Raw genomic sequence first — 22,049 nt, forward strand, 5'->3', positions numbered from 1 at the left:
GCAACAGCCAATCATGAAACAGTATATAAATATCATTCTATTAATAGCGGTTGTCTCCGGCTCTCTCTCTGCCTGCAAGAAGTTTATGAATATGGATCACTTCTTTAAAGACAGGATGAATATTGATACCTTATTTGTGCGAAAAGATTATGCCGATCAATGGCTGGCAGATGTATACACGCATTTGAAAGGTGAAAACCTGGATGTGGCCAGTAAAGACTTTGCGCCTTTCAACCTCATCTCCGACGACATGTTCTTTGGAGACCGGGGTGATGAGTTGGATGGCAGGAGTTATAAAAACTACAAGAATGGAGAGTATAATGAAAGCTGGACGCAAAACTCCTGGGGCTCCTGCTACCAGGGCATCCGAAAGGCTTCGATCTTTATTTTTAATATTGATCGCAACCGGGAAATGAGTACAGACGAAATTGCCGGCCGCAAAGCAGAAGCCCGTTTTTAAGGGCTTATTATTACTGGTTGTTGATTAGAAAGTATGGACCCGTACCAATAGTACCCGAGACAGGTATCGATTATACATTGCCTTACGACCAACTGGCTATTCCCAGAAGCAGCTATGATTCCTGTGTCGATTTCATCACCAGAGAGCTGGCAACGGCCGCCAAAGACCTTCCTGCCAGCCGTACCAACCGGGATATGGTACGCCCCACAAGAGGAGCAGCGCTGGCCGCCCGTGCTAAAGTATACTTGTATGCAGCCAGTCCTGAATTTAATGGGAACACAGAAATGGCAGACCTGGTCAATAAAGAAGGAAAACCGCTTATATCGCAGGCCTATAATGAAGAAAAATGGGCGAAAGCCGCCGCAGCAGCCAAAGATGTAATGGACCTGGGTATCTATCGCCTTTTCACAGCCCCCTTTAATGCTACAGATCAGGGGCCGGCTCAACCCAAAACGATCGTGCCTCCTTATAATCCCCGGTATTCAGACGCCTCTTATCCCAATGGCTGGAAAGATATCGATCCATTTGAGTCGTACCGCCAGTTATTCAATGGGGCACTTACGGCTTCGGGCAATCCTGAATTGATATTTTCACGGGTAACAGAAGTAAATGGCGTAGGGCCGGAAGCATTGGCCAAACACCAAACGCCCTATTCAATGGGGGGATGGAATGCGCATGGCATTACGCAAAAACAATGCGATGCCTATTATAGGAATGATGGTGGTGACATTTCCACCAACCCACGGGTGCCAGGCTTTACCAACAATGCGGTAGATAATCCGCCCCTGCCTGCTGGTGTTTCTTTGCAATATGCCAACCGCGAGCCCCGCTTTTATGCTTCGGTGGCTTATAATGGAAGCATCTGGTACAGGTTAAGTGCGCTTGATCCAGGTTTAAGAAGTAAACAGGTATTTTATTACCGGGGAGAACCGGACGGCAAGCAACCGGCATCTCCACAGTTCCATGTAAGGACAGGATTGGGTGTCAAAAAGTTTATCAATCCCATTGACTCGCACGATGGAAAAGTGTTGGGCTCTTTTGTTGTGCCGAAGTATGAGCCTGCTATCCGCTATGCGGAAGTGCTGTTAATTTATGCCGAGGCGCTCAATGAACTGGGAGGTAATTACAATATCCCCGACTATACCGGCGCCACTACGCACGCCATATCGAGAAATATCCTGGAGATGAGTAAAGCCATCAGTCAGGTAAGGATCAGGGCCGGATTGCCCGATTTTGATGGCGGTGTATATGGCTCAAAAGATTCGTTCAGAAAAGCGCTCAAAAGGGAAAGGCAGATTGAGTTGCTGGGAGAAAACCACCGGTACTATGATCTAAGACGATGGAAAGATGCACCTGTGGAAGAAGCAATGCCAATAATGGGATGTAATATGGATATGACGGCAGCACAGCGGGATCTATTCCATACGCCTGTTGTGATCCCCTCCTTCCCTACGATATTTGTAAAAAAGATGTATTTGTGGCCCATATCATACGATGAGTTGAGAAGAAACAGCAAGCTCACACAAAACCCCGGTTGGACAACACCTTATTAAAAAAGTATCAACATGAAAAAGTCTTATTTATATATAGTAACAGGCTTGCTTTTGGGCCTTGGCTGTAAGAAAGAATGGACACAGGAATTGTATAAAAAAGAAGTGTCTTTTGTAAAGAGTGGGGTTGTACGGGTAAATGCAAAATACAAAAGCCAGGGGGTATGGTAACACTGAAAGTGCCTGTAGGCGTCAGTGGCACCAATGGCAACAGGGATAATATAGAGGTGACGATTGCGCTGGACAAGGATACGCTGGAGAAACTGAACTTCGACCGGTTCAGGTTGAGGAGTGATCTGTATTTCCTGGAGCTTCCGCAAGTGAATTATTCCTTTAAGTCTATGACCACAACTATCCCTAATGGGGCGTTACAAGGTTATTTCGACTTAGACCTGAAGTTGGAAGGGGTGGATCTGATCAACAAATACATTCTCCCTATAAAAATAGTATCGACTTCCAGGGACAATGTTTCTCAAAGAAGATGGTATAGCAAATCGCTGATGCAAGTCATTCCGTTCAATGATTATTCGGGCAGGTATTCCAATGCAGGTCTTATTTGGAATAGGGATGTACCGCAAAATAACCAAACCGCTTTGACCACGCCTTACCGTACGGCCTGGGTAGTGGATGAGCAATCGGTATTTTTCTTTGCCGGCAATATTGACGAAGAAGCTTACGACCGTAAAAAGTATAAGTTAATAGCGAAGTTAAATACTGATAGTACGGTTACACTTTCTGCACCCGATGCATCCATCAATTTTACCCAGCAGAAAGGTACTTATTCCATCCGCAAAAGAATGGATGAAGTACAACCGTACCTGGAAAAACTTATATTACCATGAATCTTGAGTATTGGTACAGCGATATTACCAACCCGGCCTTTCCGATCAATTATAGATTTATTGGGCCGTTAACGCTTGAAAAGGTAAAGAATATCCAAATTCCTGATGAAGACCAGCAAGTGCAGATTGAACAATGATCATTGTTTTTAAATCCCTACCATTCCTGTTATGAGAAAATGTTTCCTGGTTCTCTGTATTCAATGGATGACGACTATATCGACACTGTGCCAAGGTACAGCGCTTGCCGATTATGTAAATACATTACAAGGCACCAATTCGAGTCATGAATTAACGAGGGGGAATACCTACCCTACCGTTGCCCTACCCTTTGGTATGCACACCTGGACCCCACAAACAGGCAGGAATGGAGATGGATGGAAATATCAATACAAGAAGAAAGCGATCCGTGGTTTTCAACAGGCGCATCAATGCAGTTCATGGTCCAATGACTATGCTGTATTTTCCTTCATGCCTGTCGTTGATCAGCTTACGGTGCAGGAAGATCAAAGAGCCACGGCCTTTGAGCATGAAAATGAAGTAGCCAGGCCTTATTACTATAAAGTAGGGCTCAACAATGGCATCAGTACCGAGCTATCCCCTGTTGAAAGGGGAGCTCATATACGATTCAGCTTTCCAAAGGGTCATAAAAGTTATATCGTGCTCGATGGCTATACGGGCATCAGTGGGGTAAAAATATTCCCCAGTGAAAAAGGATTACGGGATATGTCAATAATGGCAGAGGCTTTCAGCAAGGATGGAAAAACTACTTTGTCATTGAATTTGATATGCCTTTTGCTGCTTACGGCACCTGGGAAAACGCCGGTAATACGATACGACATGGAAGCCTGGAAGATGAAGGAAAAGGTCGAGGTGCCTTCCTTCAGTTTGCGGAAAGTGCTACAGTACAATTAAAAGTGGCCTCTTCGTACATTAGTGAAGAACAGGCAATTTTAAATGTAACCCGTGAACTGGGGCAATATGCTACTCTTGAAGAAACCCGGGACGCTGCCAGGGAAACCTGGAATCAGCACCTGTCACGCATTGTAGTAGAAGGCAATTCTGAAGCAGATAAGGCTACTTTCTATTCCTGTTTCTTCAGGGCCAGCTTGTTTTCCAGAAAATTTTATGAGCTTAAGCGGGATGGAACGCCTTATTACTTCAGTCCTTACGATGGCAAGGTACATGATGGCTATCTATTTACCGATACCGGTCTGTGGGATACCTTCCGGGCACAATTTCCTTTAAACGCGCTTTTGTACCCAACGATGCACGGGCGATATATGCAAGCCCTGCTGGATGCGCAAAAACAGTGTGGTTGGTTACCGTCGTGGTCATTTCCTAATGAGCAGGGCAGTATGATTGGCAATCACGCCATCTCCCTGCTGGCCGATGCCTGGGCCAAGGGCATACGCAGTTTTGATCCTGCACAGGCTTTGGAGGCTTACCACCATGAAGCCAATAATAAAGGCCCCTGGGGGCCAGCCAACGGCAGAGACGGGTATAAAGCCTATAATGAGGCCGGCTATGTTCCCTACCCTCAATACAGAGAAGCTACGGCCAAAACCCTGGAATATGCCTATGACGATTTTTGTGGGTATACGCTGGCAAAAGCTACGGGCAATAAGCAATACGTGGAGTTATTTGGGCAAAGGATGTTCAACTATAAAAACGTTTTTGATGCTTCAACAGGATTCATGCGCGGAAAGGATGTAAACGGTGGCTGGGTAAAAAACTTTGATCCGGTTGAATGGGGCGGGCCCTTTACGGAAGGCAATGGATGGCATTGGTTGTGGTCGGTATTTCATGATATCAAGGGCTTAAAAACTATTGGGCGGTGATGCGGCATTTTGTAGCAAACTAGACTCGGTGTTTTCAGTACCGAACAATGTAAAAGTGGGTACTTATGGCGGTATGATTCATGAAATGACAGAAATGGTGATGGCCAATATGGGGCAGTATGCGCACGGCAATCAGCCCATACAGCATATGGTATATTTATACAATTATGGAAGCCAGCCCTGGAAAACACAGTTCCATGCAAGAGAGGTGATGCAGCGGCTATACAATGCAAGCGAAGACGGCTATCCCGGTGATGAGGACCAGGGGCAAACATCCTCCTGGTTTGTATTAAGCGCATTGGGAATTTACAGCGTTTGCCCGGGCACCAATGAATATGTTTTAGGCAGTCCGCTATTTGAAAAGATCACCATCACGCTTGAGAATGGAAAGAAATTCATCATTCAGGCTAAAAACAATACAGCGGCAAACGTTTATACGCATGGTGCGAAGCTGAACAACAAGAAGTACGCAAAGACATTTATTACTTATCAGGACATTATTAATGGTGGTACACTGACATTCCAAATGAAAAGCCATCCGGATACATCATTGAAATTGAGACAAGCTGATCTGCCCTACTCGGTTTCCAATGGTAAAGTATCCGGTCGCTAATGGATAAATTATTGCTTATATTACTATACGACTACTTCGTATATTTCATAATCAATACCCATCCTAATGAAAGAAATGGATCCGTTTCCGAAGACGGCCAAACCCGTGGTCTTACTGGTAGATGACAGTGAAGACTTGCTGGACTATTTGTCTACCGATCTAAAAAAGAAATACAATATTTACACCGCCAGGGACGGACATGAAGCGCTTACGATCTTGGCGTATGAATTTGTACAACTGGTAGTAAGCGATGTGATGATGCCCGAAATGGATGGGTTTGAACTTTGTGTAAAAATTAAAACAGCCTCTGAATTAAGTCATATTCCCGTTATTTTACTAACGGGAAAAACACCTTACAATCGAAGATACAAGGACTTAAAACAGGCGCAGATGCCTATATTGAAAAGCCGTTTTCATTAGACCATCTGTATGTACAAATTGATAACTTACTGGAAAACCGTCTTAAGTTAAAAGAGAGTTTTACCAGGCCTTCCATTGCGCCTGTCAATGGCATCGTGCCAACCAAATTGGAGGAAACCTTTGGTGAGCAATTAACGGATATGATCCTCAATAATCTGCACCAGCCGGATCTGGATGTACAAAGAATTGCTGCAATGATGAATATGAGCCGATCTACCTTGTACCGCAATATAAAATCCCTATCGGGCGGTTCGCCCAATGATGTTATTAATTTGGCCAGGCTAAAAAAAGCAGCCGAGTTGATCAACGCCGGCAATTTCAGGATCAATGAATTGGCAAGAGCAGTGGGCTACCGGTCTTCGGCCCAGCTGAGACGCAACTTTCAAAAACAGTTTAAGATGACGCTGTCAGGCTATATTGAGAAGGTCAAGAGCGCTATTCGTGTTAATACTAAAACTTGAAGTTCCAGGTCACGGTGGGAATGATGGGAATCCTGTCAGAATTCCAGCTGACGACTCCCCATAACCCCCATTTTGATACAAAATAGGCCACAAATAACCCCTATTTTGTAACATGAAAGCTCTAAAAATGCCCTAATTTTGTTACATGTTTGACCGGAGCATTGAAAACGAACTAGCCAAATGGCAAAGGAAAAAGAACCGCAAACCTTTGATTATCAGAGGCGCAAGGCAGGTTGGCAAGACAACTGTCGGCAGACGGTTTGGTAAGCAGTTTAAACAATTCCTCTATCTTAACCTGGAACTTCCCCAGGATAAAAAACCATTTCAGGAGTTTGTCAATTTTGATACGCTTCTACAGGCTTTATTTTTTCTCAAGAATCTTACACTTTCGGAGCGTTCAAACACACTGATCTTTATTGATGAAATCCAGGAAGCCCCTGAAGCGACGCAGCAGTTGCGCTATTTTTATGAGGAAGCCCCGGAGATTTCTGTGATAGCAGCAGGTTCTATGTTGGAAAGCCTTTTCGATCCAGATATCAGTTTCCCTGTAGGAAGGGTAGAGTACCTGGTGATACATCCCGCCTCCTTTGTTGAGTTTTTGGGAGCTATGGGGAAACTGCCACTTTAGAGAAACTGAAGGAGGTTCCTTTACTAGGATACGCCAAAGACAAATTGATGCAATTATTCAGGACTTATTGCCTGATTGGAGGCATGCCTGAAATTGTGGCTACTTATGCGGACCAAAAGGATCTTTCTGAATTGAGTTCTGTATACGAATCACTTCTTGTTTCTTATATCGATGATGTCGAAAAGTATGCAGCCAATCCGGTTCAGGCAAATTATATCCGCCATGCTATCCGATCGAGTTTTGGTGAAGCAGGAAAGCGCATCAAATTCCAGGGATTTGGAAATTCAAACTATAAGTCGAGAGAGATGGGAGAAGCCTTACGAGCGCTGGAAAAGGCCTTGTTGATCCACCTCATTTATCCTCAAACCAGTCCTACGCTTCCAATTCAACCAGACCTTAGCAAATCACCCCGCCTGCATGTGCTGGATACCGGAATGCTGAACTATATCGTGGGGATACAAAAAGAGATATTGGGTATTGCAGACCTTAGTAGCATTTATCAGGGAACTATGATTGAACATATTGTTGGGCAAGAATTATTGGCCAAGCAATTCAGCGCGTTACATGGTATTAACTTTTGGGTCAGGGAGAAAGCAGGCGCTACAGCTGAAATTGATTACCTGTACCAATACGACAGCAAACTGATTCCCATCGAGGTAAAATCGGGTACAGAGGGACGACTAAGATCATTGCATTTATACATGGATACGACGCCACACCAAATGGCCGTTCGCTTTTATGCCGGCGAAATTGATATTACTCCCATAACAACACCAGCGCAAAAGCAATACTTTCTCTTGAGCCTACCCTATTTCCTGGTATCGCAAATTGATGGTTATTTGGAGTGGTTTGAAAAAGAAATTGAGAAGCAGGATTAGTAAAGGCACACAAAGAGTCACTATTCAAACTTAATCAGCTTCCTTAAAAGCCCTGTTCTAACTCTTACTAAAACTTGAAGTTCCATGTAACCGCAGGAATGATGGGAAAGAGGGAAACCTGGCGTGATTCTACTTTAAGGGTTCCATCGTAGGGGCTGCCGGTTTGGTCGAAGTAAATGAAATAAGGATTGAGGCGGCTGTACATATTGTAGATGCTGAAGACCCAGTTTTGCTGCCATTTTTGACCAGGCTTTTGACGGGGTGTAAGGGTTACAGATACATCAGCACGGTGATAGGCTTCGAGGCGATACTGATTAACCTTACTGTATTCCTGAGTAAGCACGCCACCTATCACATAAAACCTTTCGGGTAAGGTAGTGGCATTGCCGGTACCATATACAAAGAGGCCGGAGATCTGCCATTTTTATCAATCTCATACATGGCCACCACGGACATATCATGGCGGCGATCGTACTTAGCGGGGTATTTCTCTCCCCATTAATGCCATCGAACTTACGCCAGGTCCAGGATAAGGTATATCCTATCCAACCCGTGAGCTTGCCCTTCTGCTTATTCACAAAAAATTCGGCGCCATAACTCCACCCTTTGCCAAACACAAACTCTTCTTCGGGATCTTTCAAAGAAGGGGTATAACCTTCGCGGTACTCGATCTGGTTGGCCATGCTTTTGTAATAGAGCTCGATGGACGTTTCAAACATATTGTCCTTAAAGTTCTTAAAGATACCAGCAGCATACAACCAACTGATCTGTGGTTTTACGCGGTAAGTACTGGGCACCCATAGATCGGTAGGCAAGGTAGAGCCCGCATTGCTCACCAGGTGGATGTATTGGCTATTGCGGGTAACAGCCGCTTTGAGGGAAGTAGCATCATCCAATGTATAACGCATGGTAAAGCGGGGTTCCAGGGCACCATAGGTTTTCACCCGGCTGCCGCGGCTATATAGGGTACTGTCTAGTTTATTGCCATTGGCATCTCTTTGAAAAATGGTATAGGGTCCTACCTGGGTAAAGCTGCTGAAACGAAGGCCGGCATGGACCTTAATTCGTTGGCTCAATTCCCAATCATCCTGGATATAGATGCCCGATTCCAATGCATACTTTTTGCTTTCATTGTTGGGTTCAAAAGTGGTGCTGCCCTGGTTGCCGCTCAATACATTGGGGGTAAAACTGTGATAAGTATACATACCGCCAAAGCGCAGTTTATGCCGGGGATCGGGATAATAATCGATATCGACCTTGGCATTTACATCACGGATACCGGATGATAATTTGAGGGAGAAATCATTTTGCGAAGCGCCAAATGAAAAAGCATAATCGTTGTATACGAGGGTGGTATTGGCAAATAGTTTCCGGTTAAATACATGGTTCCACCGCAAGGTGGCGGTGGTATTGCCCCAGGGGATGCGGGCATTGAAAGAGCGTTGTGCGTTGCGGAAATCAAATACATCACGACCAAAATAACCGCTGAGGTAAAGCCTGTCTTTCTCCGAGAATTTATAATTCACCTTCATGTTCACATCGTAGAAATAATATCCGGAGCCGTAAAAGGAATTGTCTTTCCGGATAAATGGTTTTACGAGCAGGTCAATATAGGTACGGCGGGCGGAGATGATAAAGGAAGCTTTGTCTTTTTAATGGGCCCTTGTACCGATAAGCGGGAGGCAATAGCCCCTATCCCACCCTCTACTTCAAACTTTTTCATATTGCCCTCCTTCATAGCAATGTCCAGAACAGAAGACAATCGACCGCCATATTGTGCCGGCATTCCACCCTTGATAAGGGATATGTTCTTAATAGCATCGGAATTGAAGATGGAGAAAAAGCCAAAGAGGTGACCGGTATTGTATACAATGGCATCATCGAGCAGGATGAGGTTTTGATCAGGACCACCCCACGTACATACAATCCGGTATTGCCTTCACCCGCGTTGCGTACACCGGGCATCAATTGTAATGTTTTGAGCAGGTCAACCTCGCCCAACAATACGGGCACTGCTTTTACCTGGTTGATGGACAGGTCGATCTTACCCATCTGGGCATTTTGCACATTGCCATCACGTCGGCGGGAGGATACAACTACTTCCTCTAACAAAGAGCGTTGTAAGAGATGGAAATTGAAGACAAGGTTTTTGTCCAATGCCAGGGTCATTTGTATGGGCTGGTAGCCGGCAAAGGAAGCATAGATGGTATAGGTGGCCTGGGGAAGGGTGATGGAATAAAACCCATACTGGTTGCTGCTGATGCTTTTGCCCTGACCATTCACAGCTATGGTGGCGCCAATAAGTGATTCGCCGGAGAGGGAATCCCTGATATACCCGCTTAATGTGTATTTGGGCTGCGCCAGCGCAGGAAAAATGAATAGCAGGATAAGTATGGTGGTGGCGCAGTGCTTCATATCAATTGCGGCCAGGAAGGTGGGCTGCTCTGCCATACTGCCAATGCCAGTGGGCAGCACTTCTCTGCCATGCGGGAGCGGCTCGCCTATTATCTTTTACTTCTTTGAATAATCCAGCGAGTCTTCCACGCTTCCGCAATGCAACATCTCATCGCCAAAATAGGGATTCAGGATCACTGTATCATTACTCATCCAATAAGCGCCTTTGTCATTGAAAGCCATGGGGCAATATTGCCAGTATACTTTTTGTCCACTGTATTTCACTGTACGGGTCAGGCTCCACACGGCATCGGCAATCATTTCAAATTGCTTGCGTTTGTCGTCCAGTGTTTTACTATTGGCCAGTACCTTGGCAGTGGTGCTGATATTGGCGGTATAACTTTTAGCGGTTTCTTTGATCATGCCGGTAGAATCGCCCTGTATTTCATTCACTTTCAACCCATCAGAGGCTACCACCAGGTTGTGGGCAGCTGCCGATGCCTTAGCCGTATCACTGGCTACCAGGGCGTCTTTTACACTGTAATAGGCGGCCAATAATACCGCATAAGACTGGTTGAAAGGGCCGGTATTTTCGGCAATAGCCACAGGTTTTTGTTTTTCACGAGGCGTTTCATCTTTACCAGCCAGCCATTTCCAGGCAATCAGGCCTACAATAGCCAGTATTACCAGGCCTATGATCAATTTTTTCATCAGTCTGCATTTTATTTATAGGGTCCTGCCGGGTTCACCAGGGAGGGCATTTCCAGACAGTTATGGCTCCCGGTGAAAAAGTTTGGGCAAAGTTAAAAGATTTAACCTATACGGGATGCCGGAATAGCATTTTCGAGTCCCGGATTTCCATGATAATGCGTAACTTGCGGGGTTTCCGGACGGGAAGACGGGAAGACGGGAAGACGGGAAGACGGGAAGACGGGAAGACGGGAAGACGGGAAGACGGGAAGACGGGAAGACGGGAAGACGGGAAGACGGAAAGACGGAAAGACGGGAAGAAAAACGGCTGGTGAACGACTACATTGGTTACCGACTTTCGGACTTTACTGACTTTCGGACTATTCTAAGTTGAATTATAGAATTAAGAAATACAACCATATATGTTAGCAGGATTTACGAATATGACCTTTGAGTTTGGTGCGCGGGCCATTGTGGAAGATGCAACCTGGCATATTCAGCCGAATGAAAGGATTGGATTGATCGGTTACAATGGAACGGGTAAATCAACTTTATTGAAGCTGCTGGTAGGCGAATACCTGCCTTCAGGGGTACGGTAGAACGGAGCCGTGGCACTTCGATTGGCTACCTGCACCAGGACCTGCTGAGCTTTGATACCAATGATAGTATACTGGAAGTAGCGCTGGGCGCTTTTGAACGGGTGCGCCAGTTGGAAGTAGAAATTGAGGAGGTGGGTAAAGAGCTGGAAAAAACGGGGGACGAGGACCTGCTGCACAAGTATACGGATATGCTGCACGAGCTGGAAACGCTGGGCGGCTATAATATCCACCACAAAACAGAAGAAATACTACAGGGCCTTGGGTTTGCCAATGCCGATCTGGGACGTCCTTATAAAGAATTCAGTGGTGGCTGGCGTATGCGGGTATTGCTGGCCAAAATGATCCTGCAGGCACCCGACCTGCTGTTATTGGATGAGCCTACGAACCACCTTGACCTTCCTTCTATTGAATGGCTGGAAAAATACCTGACGCATTACCAGGGATCGGTGGTGATCATCAGCCACGATAAATACTTTCTGAACCGGATGGTGACGAAGATCATTGAGCTGTACCAGCGCAAGTTGCATATTTACAATGGCAACTATGCCTTCTACGAAACGGAGAAGGAACAAAGGCTGGAACTGATGCAACGGGCTTTTGAGAACCAACAGGACTATATACGGCAGCAGGAAAGGTTTATTGAGCGCTTTAAAGCCAAGGCCTCCAAAGCGGCAGCTGCACAAAGTGCAATGAAGCGCCTGGATAAACTGGACAGGCTGGAAGATATCGGCATTGAACGTCCTAGTTTGCGGATCAATTTCCAGGTCGACAAAACACCTGGCAAGGTATTGTGTGAGTTAAAACACCTGGGTAAGAGTTTTGGTACGAATAAGATCATCGAAAATACGGGCGCCGAGATCAACCGCGGGGATAAGATCGCTTTGATCGGAGCCAACGGTAAAGGTAAATCCACTGTGTTGCGTATTATAGCCGGAGTAGAATCATTTACCGGTGAACGGCGTTGGGGTCATAATGTGGATGAGAGTTTCTATGCCCAGCACCAGTTGGAAGCGCTCAATATCAACGATACGATACTGGATGAAATGAAAAATGCAGGCAGTCAGAAAACTGAACTGGAATTGCGCACGATATTGGGTTGTTTCCTATTCAGTGGTGATGATGCCGATAAAAAGATCAAGGTATTGAGTGGAGGAGAAAAGCCAGGGTGGCGTTGGCTAAAACGATCATCAGCAAAGCTAATTTCCTGATGCTGGATGAGCCTACGAACCACCTGGACATGCATACAGTAGACTTATTGATCGAAGCCTTGAATAAATATGAAGGCAGCCTGATCCTGGTAAGTCACGACCGTTATTTCATTTCTAAAGTAGCCAATAAGATCTGGGAGATCGACAATTATGAGATCAAGGATTTTGATGGCGGTTATGAGGAATGGGTAGAATGGAAAGAGCGGATGAAGAAGAAGCAGGAAGAAGAAAAAGAACACAAAATTCAGAAGACAAAATACAGAAGGGAGGCGTGAAAAGTCAGACGTCAGACATGAAAGATAAAAAAGCTGAAGATAAGCCGAAATCGCAGTCTGCACCGGTGGCTCCCCCTCCACCTGTGCCTGTCAAACAGGAGCCTGTTAACAAAGAGGTTAAAAAGGAGCTTCAAAAAAGCAACGGCTTTTTAAAGAACTGGAAGAAAAATAACTACCTTAACAACACGGAAGGGCGAATTGAAGCTATGTTGGCATCGCCCGATGTATTTTCGGATAAGAATAAGTTCCTGGCAACAGAACGCGAATACAAATCTGTTGCAGACAGTCTTAAAGAAACGGGTGCTCAGTACGAAAAAGTATTTGAAAGCATTATTGACCTGGAATCTCAGTAGCCCAGCCACTGTTATAATCATTCCCCATTACACTATTCCGTGGATAGCACCCTTATCTGCGTAAGCAGGTATATTTTGCCCTGCACTCCCCACTCCATCCGTAGCATGGTCCTTTATTTTCATAAAACCAGCTATAAAATGATGAAAACAATTCCAATGAGGCTTACGCTGCTTTCCCTGTTGATAGCCGTAAGCGGGGTAATGTTTTATTCCTGTAAAGGCAAGGTAAAAGACAGTGACCTGCAACTGGTCATAGCCGATAAAGCAAAAACAATCACCGGCCTGGGTACCGCTACTGCTTCGGTAAAAGATGGGGTAGTAACCTTGACTGGGAAGCTACTGATGAAACAGCCAAAGTAGCTTATGAATCGGCCATCAAAACCATTCCAGGCGTAAAACAGGTCATCAACAATATTACGGTAGCACCTGCCCCAGTAACGCCGGAGCCCGTGGTTATTTCGCCAGATGAAACGCTCAATAAAGCGGTGGCGGATGTGATCAAAGCGTATAACGGTGTAAAAGCAGATGTTAAGGATGGCGTAGTGACACTTACCGGTGAGATCAAAAAAACGCAATTACCTACGCTGATGCCCCTGTTGCATGCCTTAAAACCCAAGAAGATCGAGAATAAACTAACCATTAAATAATCAATGGAGGAACCAAGTCATGGCATTACAAGACAAATACAAAGAACTGGTAGATGCGGCCAAGGGATCGGGCGTAACGAACCTGCAGGTGCGGGAACAGGACAATGTGTTGTATGTAGATGGTGAAGCGCCTACCAATGCAGTAAAAGATCAGTTGTGGAATATCTACAATAAAATAGATCCGGATTACCGTGCTTCGGACCTTGTATTGAATATTACAGTATCGGCCAGTGCGGCATCGGAAGAATATGTAGTGGTAGCCGGCGACAACCTGACCAAAATAGGTAAGAAGTTCGGGGTAAGCTGGAAGGATATCTTTGAGGCCAATAAAGACCAGATCAAAAATCCCGACCTCATTCACGTGGGGGCTAAATTGAAGATACCGAAGGGCTAAGGAATCGCAGATTACACTGATTTTTATGGATTGCACGGATTATGAGGTATAGAGATGTTTAGGCTATGGAGATACTTTGATTGAACAAGCTGATAGACTATAGAACCTGACAGGTTTGGGCGGGAAGGCCGGAAAAATAATGCTGGCTGTCCGGATCCGTCAAGTTTGGCACTCTTTAAGGTGGGCACCCTGCAGGCCGCACAACAGGGCAAGCCCACCTTTTTAGGCTTTGGGAAGACGTAGAGGCATCGAGGCAACGAGGGAGGCACCAGATGTCTTGTAGTCCTTCCGCGACCGCAGCATATTCCCTCCCAGTGCCTGTTGGCCTTTATACCTAATGGCCTTCTCCCAGGCATTTTAACATTTTCTTGAAACAAAGCTGTTCCATTTAAACGGAACGGCTTTTATTTTGTAATAGTAGCAGCTGTAAATTGTAAATTACACTCTAACCCACGCGTCAATGAAATACAGTATTGCCTGTATCCTTTTACTGATCTCACTTTTTTTCCCGTGCACAGCCCACCCCAGCCGCACGCCCGAAGATTGGCGTTACGCTTAGTGGCGGTGGCGCCAAGGGCCTGGCCCATATTGGTATTCTCAAAGCGCTTGACTCTGCAGGTCTGCAGGTGGATTATATTACTGGTACCAGCATGGGCAGTATCATCGGCAGCCTGTATGCGGTAGGTTATTCAGCCGATTCGATTGAAAGGATCGCCCGCGCTATTGACTGGGACTTGCTGCTTAGCAACCAATCTTCCCTGCGCAGCATTTTCATGGAAGAAAAAGAGGAGTATAGCAAATACGTGATTGAGCTTCCCTGGGTGAATCACCGGTTTCGCCTGCCCAGTGGGGTATTGCAAGGGCAGGAATTATGGTTAAAGTTTTCCGAGTTATTCTTTCCAGTATACAATGAAAAGGATTTTTCCAGGTTCAGCATCCCCTTTCGCTGCATCGGTACGGATGTGGGCACGGGCGAAGCAGTGGTGATGAAGGATGGTGAGATCATCAGCGCGGTGCGCTCCAGTATGGCCATCCCTTCGGTATTTACAGCGGTAGAATACAAGGGTAAAAAGCTGATCGATGGGGGTCTGGTGCGCAATTTTCCGGTGAAGGACGTGAAAGAAATGGGGGCTGATTTTGTGATCGGCAGTAATGTGGCCACCGGATTAATGCCCTCGGAAAAGGTACGCAATGCCTTACAGATACTGCTGCAGGTAGCTTTTTCCGGGAAGCAGAGGACAATAAAAAGAAGTGGCGCAATGTGATATCTATGTGCCCTTTAACATGGAAAAATTCAGCATGGGCAGTTTTGGGGACTCCAAAGAGTTGATGGAACTGGGTATCAAAGAGGGCCGTAAACTATATCCCCGCTTCAAACACCTGGCCGATAGCCTGAATGCGCAGTATGGCCCCGTACCGCCCAGAGTAAACCGCCTTCCAAAGGTGCATGGTGTGGTGATTTCTTCCTATGAAGTGAAGGGGGTAGACAGGACTTCTGCCGAGTTTTTCATCCATACGATGAACTTCGAGACGCATCAATTTTATACGGCCCGCAAGCTGGCCAATATGGTGCGCCAGGCCTATGGTACCAGGTACTATAGCCGGGTTACTTATTCCCTGGAACAACAGGCGGATGGCAGCAGCAAGATCATATTTGATGTCACGGAATATCCGCTCACCTTTGCCAAACTGGGCTTGCATTACAACCGCTTTACAGGAGTAGGGCTCATTACCAATATTACAGCCCGTAATTTCTTTCTTACCAACTCCCGGAGCCTGCTATCGATCAATATCGGTGAAACCTTTCGCATCCGGGGCGAACACCTGCAATACCTGGGCAGGCTCAAGAATGTGGCCATGATCTTTGAAACGCAGTATGACAATTTTGATATTGGTACGTATACGGAATCCAAACAGGATGGCTTGTACAACCTCAACTTCTTTAAGCTTGGCGGCAAGCTGCAGTTTTCGGCCAAACGGCAATTTACTGTAGGTGCGGGAAGCCGGTTTGAATGGGTGAAATACAGCCCCAAGATATCCTCGGCAGTTGAGTTCAAGGGAAGTAAAAAATTCTTTAGCCCCTTTGTATACCTATCGCACAATTCGCTGGATAAAAGCATTTTCCCCAAGCGGGGTTTCAAACTGGATGTAGAAGCAGGCTGGATAGCACCACAAAACTCACGTGTCCGGTTCTATCAAAACGGAACACAAATACCTCCTGACCTTATTCCCGTGAGTGATAATAGTTTTTACCGTTCGAGCCTTAACCTGGAAGGTTTTACTCCTTTGAGTAAACGCACTACCATCCTGGTACAGTTACAAGGTGGGGCCAACTTTAATTATACAGATAATATATTGAATGAAAATGTGATTGGTGGGCTGGTTAAAACTTTCCGCAACCAGATCACTTTTGCAGGCCTGCCGGAAGGGGCCGAATATGCCACGAGCACAGCAGCATTGATGGGAGGTATGCGGGTGCAGGTATTCAACAACACTTACTTAACGGGCCGGGCCAATGTGCTGTTCAATAATTTTGTGGAGAACAGCAGTTTCTTTTTGGTACGTGACTTCTTTTCAGGTTATGCGGTAACCTTCTCTTATAACTTTGCTTTAGGGCCGCTTGAAATAAGTGCCATGTATTGCGATCAGACGCGGAAAATACAATCGTATGTGAATTTGGGGATACCGTTTTAAGGCATGCTGCGAGCCTTTGGGAGCAGCCGTGAAACGTGAGAGGTGGGCAAGGTCAGTGGTGAACGATGCATGTAGAACAGTGGCTGTGTCAACGAACCTTGGATCATAAAAAAATAGAGCGAAGGTTAGCGTAGCATGCGCCACACTAACCGTTCACCCTTAGCTGTATTCTAACTAAAAAGTTTCTTTCCTTTCAGCAGCAAATCATACCGGTGCAAGCCTTCCAGGAAATAATAATCGGCATATACGAGGGGCACATTGATCTCAAAATTATGCGGTATACTTCCCACGCTTTGCATGAGGAGGAAATTGCCATTGTTGCCTACAGGCGCCCGATAGGCAGGGCTGGCGAGTGAATGCAGCATTTCAACAGCCACTTTGCGGTATTCCGGACCTTTTGTACCGGCATAAGTGCTCAATTCCATCAGGGCCGAAGCTACAATGGCGGCTGCCGAAGCATCGCGGTACTTGTCAGGTACTTTATTGGCATTGGACCTTACACCAGGCTGAAAGCCCGCTTCCTGGACATTGAAATCCCAATAAGGTATTTTATCAGCAGGCAGGTTCTTATGATGAATAAAGAAATCGGCCATCCCCTGTGCAGTTTGCAGGAAGCGAGGGTCCCTGGTTTCGCGGTACACCATGGTGAAACCATAAATACCCCAGGCCTGGCCTCTTGCCCAGGTAGAATTGTCGGCATAACCCTGCGCCGTTTCCCTGCCCGCTACCTGTCCGTTAATGGTATCATAACAAACAACATGATAGGAGCCGTAGTCCTTGCGTACCTGGTTTTTCAGGGTATTCAGGGCATGTGTTACGGCTATATGGCGGAAGGAGGTGTCTCCACTCGCCCTGGAGGCAAAGAACAGCAGCTCCAGGTTCATCATATTGTCGATGATTACGGGAAAATTGTACGTCTTTTCACCATGCCAGGACTTGAAGCGGTTCCAGGATTTGATGGTACCGGTTACGGGATTGAACCGGGTGCTTAAGGAATGGGCGGATTGTACCAGGATATCTTTATACTTTTTATTGCCGGTAAGGCGGTAAGCATTGCCATAGCTACAGTACATCATGAACCCCAGGTCGTGATGTTCGGTAAATGTTTTTAGTGGTTCCAGTTGCTCCGTCCAATGTAAAGCAGCCGTTTTCAATGCAGGGTCTTTGCTGTACTCAAAGGTATACCAGAGGCTACCCGGGAAAAAGCCCGGTGTCCAATCATACATATTGGTGGTTACCAGTTTGCCGCCGGCGTTGATAGAGCGGGGAAAAGCATTTTTAGCAGGACCGGTTTCTTTCAGCATATTCTTCAGTTGCTTGCCTGCATAAGTAAAATTGTCATTGATGAAAGGGGCATCATTGCCACCTTTATTAAAACTTAACAAACACAGCGAGATCAGCCCGGTTAACAACAATGTTCCTTTCATGGTTAAACTTATTTGGATGGGTTTTTAGTGATGATCCATTTATAGCGTCCTTTCAGAGGAGTCTTTTTAGCAGTGAGCACCAGGCGGTATATAGCATCGCCCCAAACTTTCGATAAACGTTGATCTGTTTGTGGAATGGTATCTATGCTGACATCGAACACAGTGGGGTCATACTGCATTTTACAGGTACTCCCTCTTTCTCAAGCAACACGGTACCGGGTGTTGGGAGCTGGGGTTTGGCCCAGGTCATAAAATGCACGCGGTTGGCCGCTTTGATAGATGTAAGCTCAAACACATCCTCTATGGTCAGTGCATTGGCGGATAAAGAATAATTGCGCACATAACTTTTACGGCAGCCTCTTTATAAGCATTGGCAATATTAAGGCTGAACTGGTTCTTTTGGGATCGAATAATACATTGGCCGACCGGTACCGGGCGCCAAATTGCTGGGGTACTCCATTGATCAAAGGCAGGTTGTGGTAATTGCTCTGCATGGTCCAGATGGTGTAGCGCTCGCTGCTGAAAGTTTGGCGTGTATAGGTGCCCACACCGGCATCAATCAGTACAGGGGTTTGATCTATGTACAAAGAGAAAGTGCCTACATCATTGTGGTTATGGCTTTCGTTGTTGTGACCTCCTTTGGCGGCAAAGAAAAAGCCCTGCTGGTTTTCATATAGCAGAACTCTGTTTGCGGATACCAGGAATAGGAAGCAGTTGGCAGCGCCGGCGAGGCTGCTTGCAGCTCTTTGTAGGAAGCCAGGTTTTCCATGGTGCGGAAAAAGTCGCGCCCGGCATTGATGTCCATTTTCCCATTGGCAGCCTGCAGCAGGTAAGCCGCAAAGGCCTTCATATCAGTACTGGCTACAGCCTTACCATAACGGTAAATGAGACCGGGTTCGCCCCCACCCTTTGCCGAGGCGTCGGCAAAATTTACTACCCAGCCATTGCCCACATAGCTACGGGCAATGTATTCGCCCATATTCCTGATCATGGGTTTATCAAAAATGCTAAGGCGGCCATTGCTGGCATTGCTTAGCAATTGTAAGTAATCGTACAATTTACCTGCAGCATGGCCCCAATAGGAAGGGCCTTCCTCACAAGCACCATCTTCTTTTACATAGTTCATGAACTGATCGGTGCTTTGCATGGTACGGTAAACGGCGGTAGCCAGTTTGTCCTTATCGTCTTCCAGCAAGAGGAAACAGATCAATACATTGGAATTGCACCAGGGGTTCCAGTTATTGACCAACTGGTTGGGCCTGTTGTTCAATGCCTGCCACCAGTAATCGCTGCGGGTCATATAGGGTTCCAGGATACGTTGCTGAATGGTAGTACGTAGCCGGAGGGAAATGATAGGATCTACCTTATCAAATTGTTTTTGAAAAAGTACCAGGTCCAGGAAAGGAAAGCACCCATATCGCCGGAAGTGAGGTCGATGATCTGCTCGCGGTAGTCGGGCAATGTACGTTTTGATCGTTGTACTACCTGGTGGGCGGATAATACCCAGGACGACATTTCGCAGGCCTGCCATACGCCATTAATGATCTGGTCCAGAAAACGCCCCTTACCTTCGGCCAGTTCGGCCAACACCAGGCGGCTAAGGGCGGTATTGTTAGCGCCAAAGGGATTTTCCATGGCCAGGCGGCTGCCGCTGCGCTCATATTCGAGGTAATCGGTGGCGGTTACTACTTTCCAGGAATAGGTAAGCACCCCCTCTCCTTCTTTGATCAACGCGGCTTTCAAAGTACCGGTCAATGCATCCCAGCCGCTCCTATTGTCATAAGCCGGGTATTTGATCCAGTTGGCTTTGTCAACCAGGCTGGCCTTCACCTGTTGGGGTGTAGCTATCTTTTGCAGGAGGTTGCGGGCCTCCTGAGCATGACTAATGATGAAGATCAATAAGAGCAGGGTGGAAAGGATTGTTCTACGCATAGACAAAGGGTATATGGACAACAGGGTTTAACGTTAAAGGTACCTGTTCTCCGTCAGAACAGGCACCTTTTAAATAAGGGAACGTGGTGTTTTTTACATAGGTATTCAATCTTATCGCCAATTATCATTTTGCGTCAAAGCCGGTTGCAATGCAAGCTGCTGTGTAGGCAGCGGGAACAGGTAGTCTCTTGCCGGCTCGAATTTTCTATTGGCTGCTTTTTGCACGATCACAAAACCATCGGCGGTTAGTGTAGTATTAGCCGGCAGGTTACCATATTCGGCCTGAATATGTTTGGCGCCCACGATGTCATTAGGCAATTCAATTTCGGCTGTTTTCCAACGCATGATGTCCCAATAACGATTGCCTTCAAAAGCCAGCTCCACCCTTCTTTCTCTCCTGATCTCTTCACGCAGGTCGAGCGTATTGGCCGTAGCAAAGGCATTGGTCAATTTGGGCAAACCAGCCCTGGCTCTTGTCAGATTGATAGACTTATCTAAGTCGGCATCAGTAATGGCGCCATTCAATTCATACAGCGCTTCGGCATAGGTCAACAGTACCTCTGCATAACGAATGATCTGGAAGTCCGCAAACCCTGCCTGGTTCTGCCAATCCACTTGATTAAAGTATTTCATGGTCTTGTAACCGGAGGGACTAAACAGGTAAGTGGGATTATAATTACCAGTCAGGAAAAACGAGGTCCGGTTAAAGATCGTTTGCCCCATCCGGAAGTCCCTGTTGGAGAACTGGCTAAGGGTACGTATTTGTTTGGATGGTGTAGTGGAATCATGCACGCTTTTATTAAAGGGCAGTCCGTCCTTGTACAGGTAGGCGTCCACCAGGTTGCGCGTAGGCGTAGTACCACCCTGCTCCAGACTACGGGCAATATTATGTACAGAGATCCTGTTGGTAAGATCAGCGCCATATAAGCGTACCAGGATGGCTTCTTTATTGGTTTTGCCATCAGCAGCCATTTGGAACAGGTTATAATAACTGCTATCCGGAACGGTCACTTTATTGAATTTATACAGCGCGTGTTTGCCGCCGTCTATTACTGCCTTGCTGGCATCAACAGCAATCTGTAAGTGCTTGGAGGGTGTTCCATAATTGTGAAACTTCTGGCGGGTGCCTTCAAACAAAGCCACCTTGGCTTTCAAAGCCTGGGCGGCAGTAATGGTAACCCGGCCATAGTCAGCCGCAGCCTGAGCATCTATTTGTTCCAGGTTGGCAACAGCCCAATCAAGGTCTTTATAGATCGAATCGATCACTACTTCGCGGGGGCACGGGGTGCATTGATGAGAGAATCTTCCAACTTGAAAGTGCGCAATATCAAGGGTACATTTCCAAACCGCTTTACCAGTTCAAAGTAATTCCAGGCGCGGAAGAAACGGGCTTCTCCACGGAACGCATTAATGGCCTTCTCATCTCCCTGCGTCATGGAAGACTTCTCGATCAGGTTGTTGCAGGCCCTGATCACCCGATAGGTGTCATTCCAGGTGCCATCGCTGGCCGGGGCCAACCTTGACCCATCGCTGGTGGTATTGGGACCGGTGGCATACGCATCAGCCGTCCAGTTGTCGGTGGTCATAATCGTATTGCCCGGTAAAAAGGTATAAAAATAGTTGGCAGCCAGCTTTAGGTCGGCCGGTGTTTTCCAAAAGTTGGCATCCGACAGCGCTGTTTCGGGCGACTGGTCCAGTTTTTATTGCAATTGGTGAGTGCCAGCAAACAAAGTGCTCCCACAGAAA

General features: G+C 46.4%; 28 protein-coding genes and 2 pseudogenes. 19 read left to right on the forward strand and 11 right to left on the reverse strand.

Annotated elements, in window-relative coordinates:
• Nucleotides 1–13: 13 nt before the first annotated feature.
• The 10 genes and pseudogenes from RS881_RS39225 to RS881_RS39275 all read left to right on the forward strand — a co-directional run bounded on the left by RS881_RS39225 (nucleotide 14) and on the right by RS881_RS39275 (nucleotide 7,690).
• Nucleotides 14–460 carry a RagB/SusD family nutrient uptake outer membrane protein gene (locus tag RS881_RS39225; protein ID WP_315815755.1) on the forward strand — a complete coding sequence of 149 codons (447 nt, stop codon included), beginning with the start codon at nucleotides 14–16 and terminating at the stop codon, nucleotides 458–460.
• A 17-nt stretch (nucleotides 461–477) separates the two neighbouring features.
• Complete coding sequence (locus tag RS881_RS39230) at nucleotides 478–2,013, forward strand: RagB/SusD family nutrient uptake outer membrane protein (protein ID WP_315815756.1); 1,536 nt, start codon at nucleotides 478–480, stop codon at nucleotides 2,011–2,013.
• A gap of 12 nt (nucleotides 2,014–2,025) precedes the next feature.
• The gene (locus RS881_RS39235; protein WP_315815757.1) at nucleotides 2,026–2,181 is read left to right on the forward strand and encodes a hypothetical protein; all 156 of its coding nucleotides are present in this window, start codon (nucleotides 2,026–2,028) and stop codon (nucleotides 2,179–2,181) included.
• Nucleotides 2,175–2,852, forward strand: coding sequence for a DUF4973 domain-containing protein (locus RS881_RS39240; RefSeq protein WP_315815758.1), 678 nt, complete (start codon nucleotides 2,175–2,177; stop codon nucleotides 2,850–2,852). The genes RS881_RS39235 and RS881_RS39240 overlap by 7 nt, the downstream gene beginning before the upstream one ends.
• A gap of 204 nt (nucleotides 2,853–3,056) precedes the next feature.
• A pseudogene (locus RS881_RS39245) lies at nucleotides 3,057–3,473 on the forward strand (GH92 family glycosyl hydrolase); the annotation flags it as partial.
• 92 nt (nucleotides 3,474–3,565) lie between these two features.
• Nucleotides 3,566–5,303, forward strand: a pseudogene (locus RS881_RS60535) (GH92 family glycosyl hydrolase).
• Between the two features lie 66 nt (nucleotides 5,304–5,369).
• A complete protein-coding gene (locus tag RS881_RS39260; RefSeq protein ID WP_315815760.1) occupies nucleotides 5,370–5,723 on the forward strand; it encodes a response regulator in 354 nt (117 codons plus the stop codon).
• Nucleotides 5,724–5,818: 95 nt separating this feature from the next.
• On the forward strand, nucleotides 5,819–6,184 hold the full coding sequence (locus RS881_RS39265; RefSeq protein ID WP_315815761.1) for a helix-turn-helix domain-containing protein: 366 nt from the start codon (nucleotides 5,819–5,821) through the stop codon (nucleotides 6,182–6,184).
• A 145-nt stretch (nucleotides 6,185–6,329) separates the two neighbouring features.
• Nucleotides 6,330–6,812, forward strand: coding sequence for an ATP-binding protein (locus RS881_RS39270; RefSeq protein ID WP_315815762.1), 483 nt, complete (start codon nucleotides 6,330–6,332; stop codon nucleotides 6,810–6,812).
• 47 nt (nucleotides 6,813–6,859) lie between these two features.
• Nucleotides 6,860–7,690 carry a DUF8612 domain-containing protein gene (locus tag RS881_RS39275; RefSeq protein ID WP_315815763.1) on the forward strand — a complete coding sequence of 277 codons (831 nt, stop codon included), beginning with the start codon at nucleotides 6,860–6,862 and terminating at the stop codon, nucleotides 7,688–7,690.
• Nucleotides 7,691–7,757: 67 nt separating this feature from the next.
• On the opposite strand, the gene RS881_RS39280 is transcribed toward RS881_RS39275, so the two are convergent.
• From RS881_RS39280 to RS881_RS39300, 4 genes are all read right to left on the reverse strand, one after another.
• On the reverse strand, nucleotides 7,758–8,045 hold the full coding sequence (locus tag RS881_RS39280) for a hypothetical protein (RefSeq protein ID WP_315815764.1): 288 nt from the start codon (nucleotides 8,043–8,045) through the stop codon (nucleotides 7,758–7,760).
• A complete protein-coding gene (locus tag RS881_RS39285; RefSeq protein WP_315815765.1) occupies nucleotides 8,011–9,222 on the reverse strand; it encodes a TonB-dependent receptor plug domain-containing protein in 1,212 nt (403 codons plus the stop codon). The genes RS881_RS39280 and RS881_RS39285 overlap by 35 nt, the downstream gene beginning before the upstream one ends.
• 202 nt (nucleotides 9,223–9,424) lie before the next feature.
• Nucleotides 9,425–10,165, reverse strand: a complete 741-nt coding sequence (locus RS881_RS60540; RefSeq protein ID WP_350339996.1) for a carboxypeptidase-like regulatory domain-containing protein — start codon at nucleotides 10,163–10,165, stop codon at nucleotides 9,425–9,427.
• Nucleotides 10,166–10,201: 36 nt separating this feature from the next.
• The gene (locus RS881_RS39300; RefSeq protein WP_315815766.1) at nucleotides 10,202–10,795 is read right to left on the reverse strand and encodes a DUF3347 domain-containing protein; all 594 of its coding nucleotides are present in this window, start codon (nucleotides 10,793–10,795) and stop codon (nucleotides 10,202–10,204) included.
• Nucleotides 10,796–11,196: 401 nt separating this feature from the next.
• Here RS881_RS39300 and RS881_RS39305 point away from each other — a divergent pair, with 401 nt between their 5' ends.
• From RS881_RS39305 to RS881_RS39345, 9 genes are all read left to right on the forward strand, one after another.
• Nucleotides 11,197–11,373: an ATP-binding cassette domain-containing protein gene (locus RS881_RS39305; protein WP_315815767.1), complete on the forward strand. Its 177-nt coding sequence runs from the start codon at nucleotides 11,197–11,199 to the stop codon at nucleotides 11,371–11,373.
• Nucleotides 11,374–11,417: 44 nt separating this feature from the next.
• Nucleotides 11,418–12,581: an ABC-F family ATP-binding cassette domain-containing protein gene (locus RS881_RS39310; protein WP_315824747.1), complete on the forward strand. Its 1,164-nt coding sequence runs from the start codon at nucleotides 11,418–11,420 to the stop codon at nucleotides 12,579–12,581.
• Nucleotides 12,545–12,856, forward strand: coding sequence for a hypothetical protein (locus tag RS881_RS39315; protein WP_315815768.1), 312 nt, complete (start codon nucleotides 12,545–12,547; stop codon nucleotides 12,854–12,856). Before RS881_RS39310 ends, RS881_RS39315 begins: the two co-directional genes overlap by 37 nt.
• Entirely contained in the window at nucleotides 12,775–13,209 is a 435-nt protein-coding gene (locus RS881_RS39320) for a hypothetical protein (RefSeq protein ID WP_315815769.1), read from the forward strand. Before RS881_RS39315 ends, RS881_RS39320 begins: the two co-directional genes overlap by 82 nt.
• 138 nt (nucleotides 13,210–13,347) lie before the next feature.
• Nucleotides 13,348–13,569, forward strand: a complete 222-nt coding sequence (locus tag RS881_RS39325; protein WP_315815770.1) for a hypothetical protein — start codon at nucleotides 13,348–13,350, stop codon at nucleotides 13,567–13,569.
• 89 nt (nucleotides 13,570–13,658) lie between these two features.
• Complete coding sequence (locus tag RS881_RS39330) at nucleotides 13,659–13,856, forward strand: hypothetical protein (protein ID WP_315815771.1); 198 nt, start codon at nucleotides 13,659–13,661, stop codon at nucleotides 13,854–13,856.
• Nucleotides 13,857–13,875: 19 nt separating this feature from the next.
• A complete protein-coding gene (locus tag RS881_RS39335; protein ID WP_315815772.1) occupies nucleotides 13,876–14,250 on the forward strand; it encodes a LysM peptidoglycan-binding domain-containing protein in 375 nt (124 codons plus the stop codon).
• 593 nt (nucleotides 14,251–14,843) lie between these two features.
• A complete protein-coding gene (locus RS881_RS39340; RefSeq protein ID WP_315824748.1) occupies nucleotides 14,844–15,515 on the forward strand; it encodes a patatin-like phospholipase family protein in 672 nt (223 codons plus the stop codon).
• The gene (locus RS881_RS39345; protein ID WP_315815773.1) at nucleotides 15,502–16,944 is read left to right on the forward strand and encodes a BamA/TamA family outer membrane protein; all 1,443 of its coding nucleotides are present in this window, start codon (nucleotides 15,502–15,504) and stop codon (nucleotides 16,942–16,944) included. The genes RS881_RS39340 and RS881_RS39345 overlap by 14 nt, the downstream gene beginning before the upstream one ends.
• Before the next feature lie 170 nt (nucleotides 16,945–17,114).
• On the opposite strand, the gene RS881_RS39350 is transcribed toward RS881_RS39345, so the two are convergent.
• From RS881_RS39350 to RS881_RS39380, 7 genes are all read right to left on the reverse strand, one after another.
• The gene (locus tag RS881_RS39350; RefSeq protein WP_315815774.1) at nucleotides 17,115–18,371 is read right to left on the reverse strand and encodes a glycoside hydrolase family 88 protein; all 1,257 of its coding nucleotides are present in this window, start codon (nucleotides 18,369–18,371) and stop codon (nucleotides 17,115–17,117) included.
• Between the two features lie 8 nt (nucleotides 18,372–18,379).
• Nucleotides 18,380–18,550 (reverse strand): hypothetical protein, encoded by a 171-nt coding sequence (locus tag RS881_RS39355; RefSeq protein WP_315815775.1) that lies wholly within the window; start codon nucleotides 18,548–18,550, stop codon nucleotides 18,380–18,382.
• Nucleotides 18,551–18,718: 168 nt separating this feature from the next.
• Nucleotides 18,719–18,958: a heparinase II/III family protein gene (locus RS881_RS39360; protein ID WP_425476307.1), complete on the reverse strand. Its 240-nt coding sequence runs from the start codon at nucleotides 18,956–18,958 to the stop codon at nucleotides 18,719–18,721.
• An 11-nt stretch (nucleotides 18,959–18,969) separates the two neighbouring features.
• Nucleotides 18,970–19,671 (reverse strand): hypothetical protein, encoded by a 702-nt coding sequence (locus RS881_RS39365; protein WP_315815776.1) that lies wholly within the window; start codon nucleotides 19,669–19,671, stop codon nucleotides 18,970–18,972.
• Nucleotides 19,672–19,730: 59 nt separating this feature from the next.
• Nucleotides 19,731–20,303, reverse strand: coding sequence for a hypothetical protein (locus tag RS881_RS39370; RefSeq protein WP_315815777.1), 573 nt, complete (start codon nucleotides 20,301–20,303; stop codon nucleotides 19,731–19,733).
• Nucleotides 20,304–20,414: 111 nt separating this feature from the next.
• Nucleotides 20,415–21,569, reverse strand: a complete 1,155-nt coding sequence (locus RS881_RS39375) for a RagB/SusD family nutrient uptake outer membrane protein (RefSeq protein ID WP_315815778.1) — start codon at nucleotides 21,567–21,569, stop codon at nucleotides 20,415–20,417.
• Nucleotides 21,569–21,889, reverse strand: coding sequence for a RagB/SusD family nutrient uptake outer membrane protein (locus tag RS881_RS39380; RefSeq protein ID WP_315815779.1), 321 nt, complete (start codon nucleotides 21,887–21,889; stop codon nucleotides 21,569–21,571). Before RS881_RS39380 ends, RS881_RS39375 begins: the two co-directional genes overlap by 1 nt.
• Between the last annotated feature and the right edge of the window lie 160 nt (nucleotides 21,890–22,049).

The sequence above is a fragment of the Paraflavitalea speifideaquila genome, from assembly GCF_032395985.1.
In the GTDB taxonomy this organism is placed as follows: domain Bacteria; phylum Bacteroidota; class Bacteroidia; order Chitinophagales; family Chitinophagaceae; genus Paraflavitalea; species Paraflavitalea speifideaquila.

Excerpts from the sequence above, each read along its gene's own strand:
- RS881_RS39225 (WP_315815755.1), top strand. The coding sequence starts at position 14 with ATGAAACAGTATATAAATATCATTCTATTAATAGCGGTTGTCTCCGGC.
- RS881_RS39235 (WP_315815757.1), top strand. The coding sequence starts at position 2,026 with ATGAAAAAGTCTTATTTATATATAGTAACAGGCTTGCTTTTGGGCCTT.
- RS881_RS39240 (WP_315815758.1), top strand. The coding sequence starts at position 2,175 with ATGGTAACACTGAAAGTGCCTGTAGGCGTCAGTGGCACCAATGGCAAC.
- RS881_RS39260 (WP_315815760.1), top strand. The coding sequence starts at position 5,370 with ATGAAAGAAATGGATCCGTTTCCGAAGACGGCCAAACCCGTGGTCTTA.
- RS881_RS39270 (WP_315815762.1), top strand. The coding sequence starts at position 6,330 with ATGTTTGACCGGAGCATTGAAAACGAACTAGCCAAATGGCAAAGGAAA.
- RS881_RS39275 (WP_315815763.1), top strand. The coding sequence starts at position 6,860 with ATGCAATTATTCAGGACTTATTGCCTGATTGGAGGCATGCCTGAAATT.
- RS881_RS39285 (WP_315815765.1), bottom strand. The coding sequence starts at position 9,222 with ATGAAGGTGAATTATAAATTCTCGGAGAAAGACAGGCTTTACCTCAGC.
- RS881_RS39300 (WP_315815766.1), bottom strand. The coding sequence starts at position 10,795 with ATGAAAAAATTGATCATAGGCCTGGTAATACTGGCTATTGTAGGCCTG.
- RS881_RS39305 (WP_315815767.1), top strand. The coding sequence starts at position 11,197 with ATGTTAGCAGGATTTACGAATATGACCTTTGAGTTTGGTGCGCGGGCC.
- RS881_RS39320 (WP_315815769.1), top strand. The coding sequence starts at position 12,775 with ATGGAAAGAGCGGATGAAGAAGAAGCAGGAAGAAGAAAAAGAACACAA.
- RS881_RS39325 (WP_315815770.1), top strand. The coding sequence starts at position 13,348 with ATGATGAAAACAATTCCAATGAGGCTTACGCTGCTTTCCCTGTTGATA.
- RS881_RS39335 (WP_315815772.1), top strand. The coding sequence starts at position 13,876 with ATGGCATTACAAGACAAATACAAAGAACTGGTAGATGCGGCCAAGGGA.
- RS881_RS39350 (WP_315815774.1), bottom strand. The coding sequence starts at position 18,371 with ATGAAAGGAACATTGTTGTTAACCGGGCTGATCTCGCTGTGTTTGTTA.
- RS881_RS39355 (WP_315815775.1), bottom strand. The coding sequence starts at position 18,550 with ATGCAGTATGACCCCACTGTGTTCGATGTCAGCATAGATACCATTCCA.
- RS881_RS39365 (WP_315815776.1), bottom strand. The coding sequence starts at position 19,671 with ATGACCCGCAGCGATTACTGGTGGCAGGCATTGAACAACAGGCCCAAC.
- RS881_RS39370 (WP_315815777.1), bottom strand. The coding sequence starts at position 20,303 with ATGCGTAGAACAATCCTTTCCACCCTGCTCTTATTGATCTTCATCATT.
- RS881_RS39380 (WP_315815779.1), bottom strand. The coding sequence starts at position 21,889 with ATGACCACCGACAACTGGACGGCTGATGCGTATGCCACCGGTCCCAAT.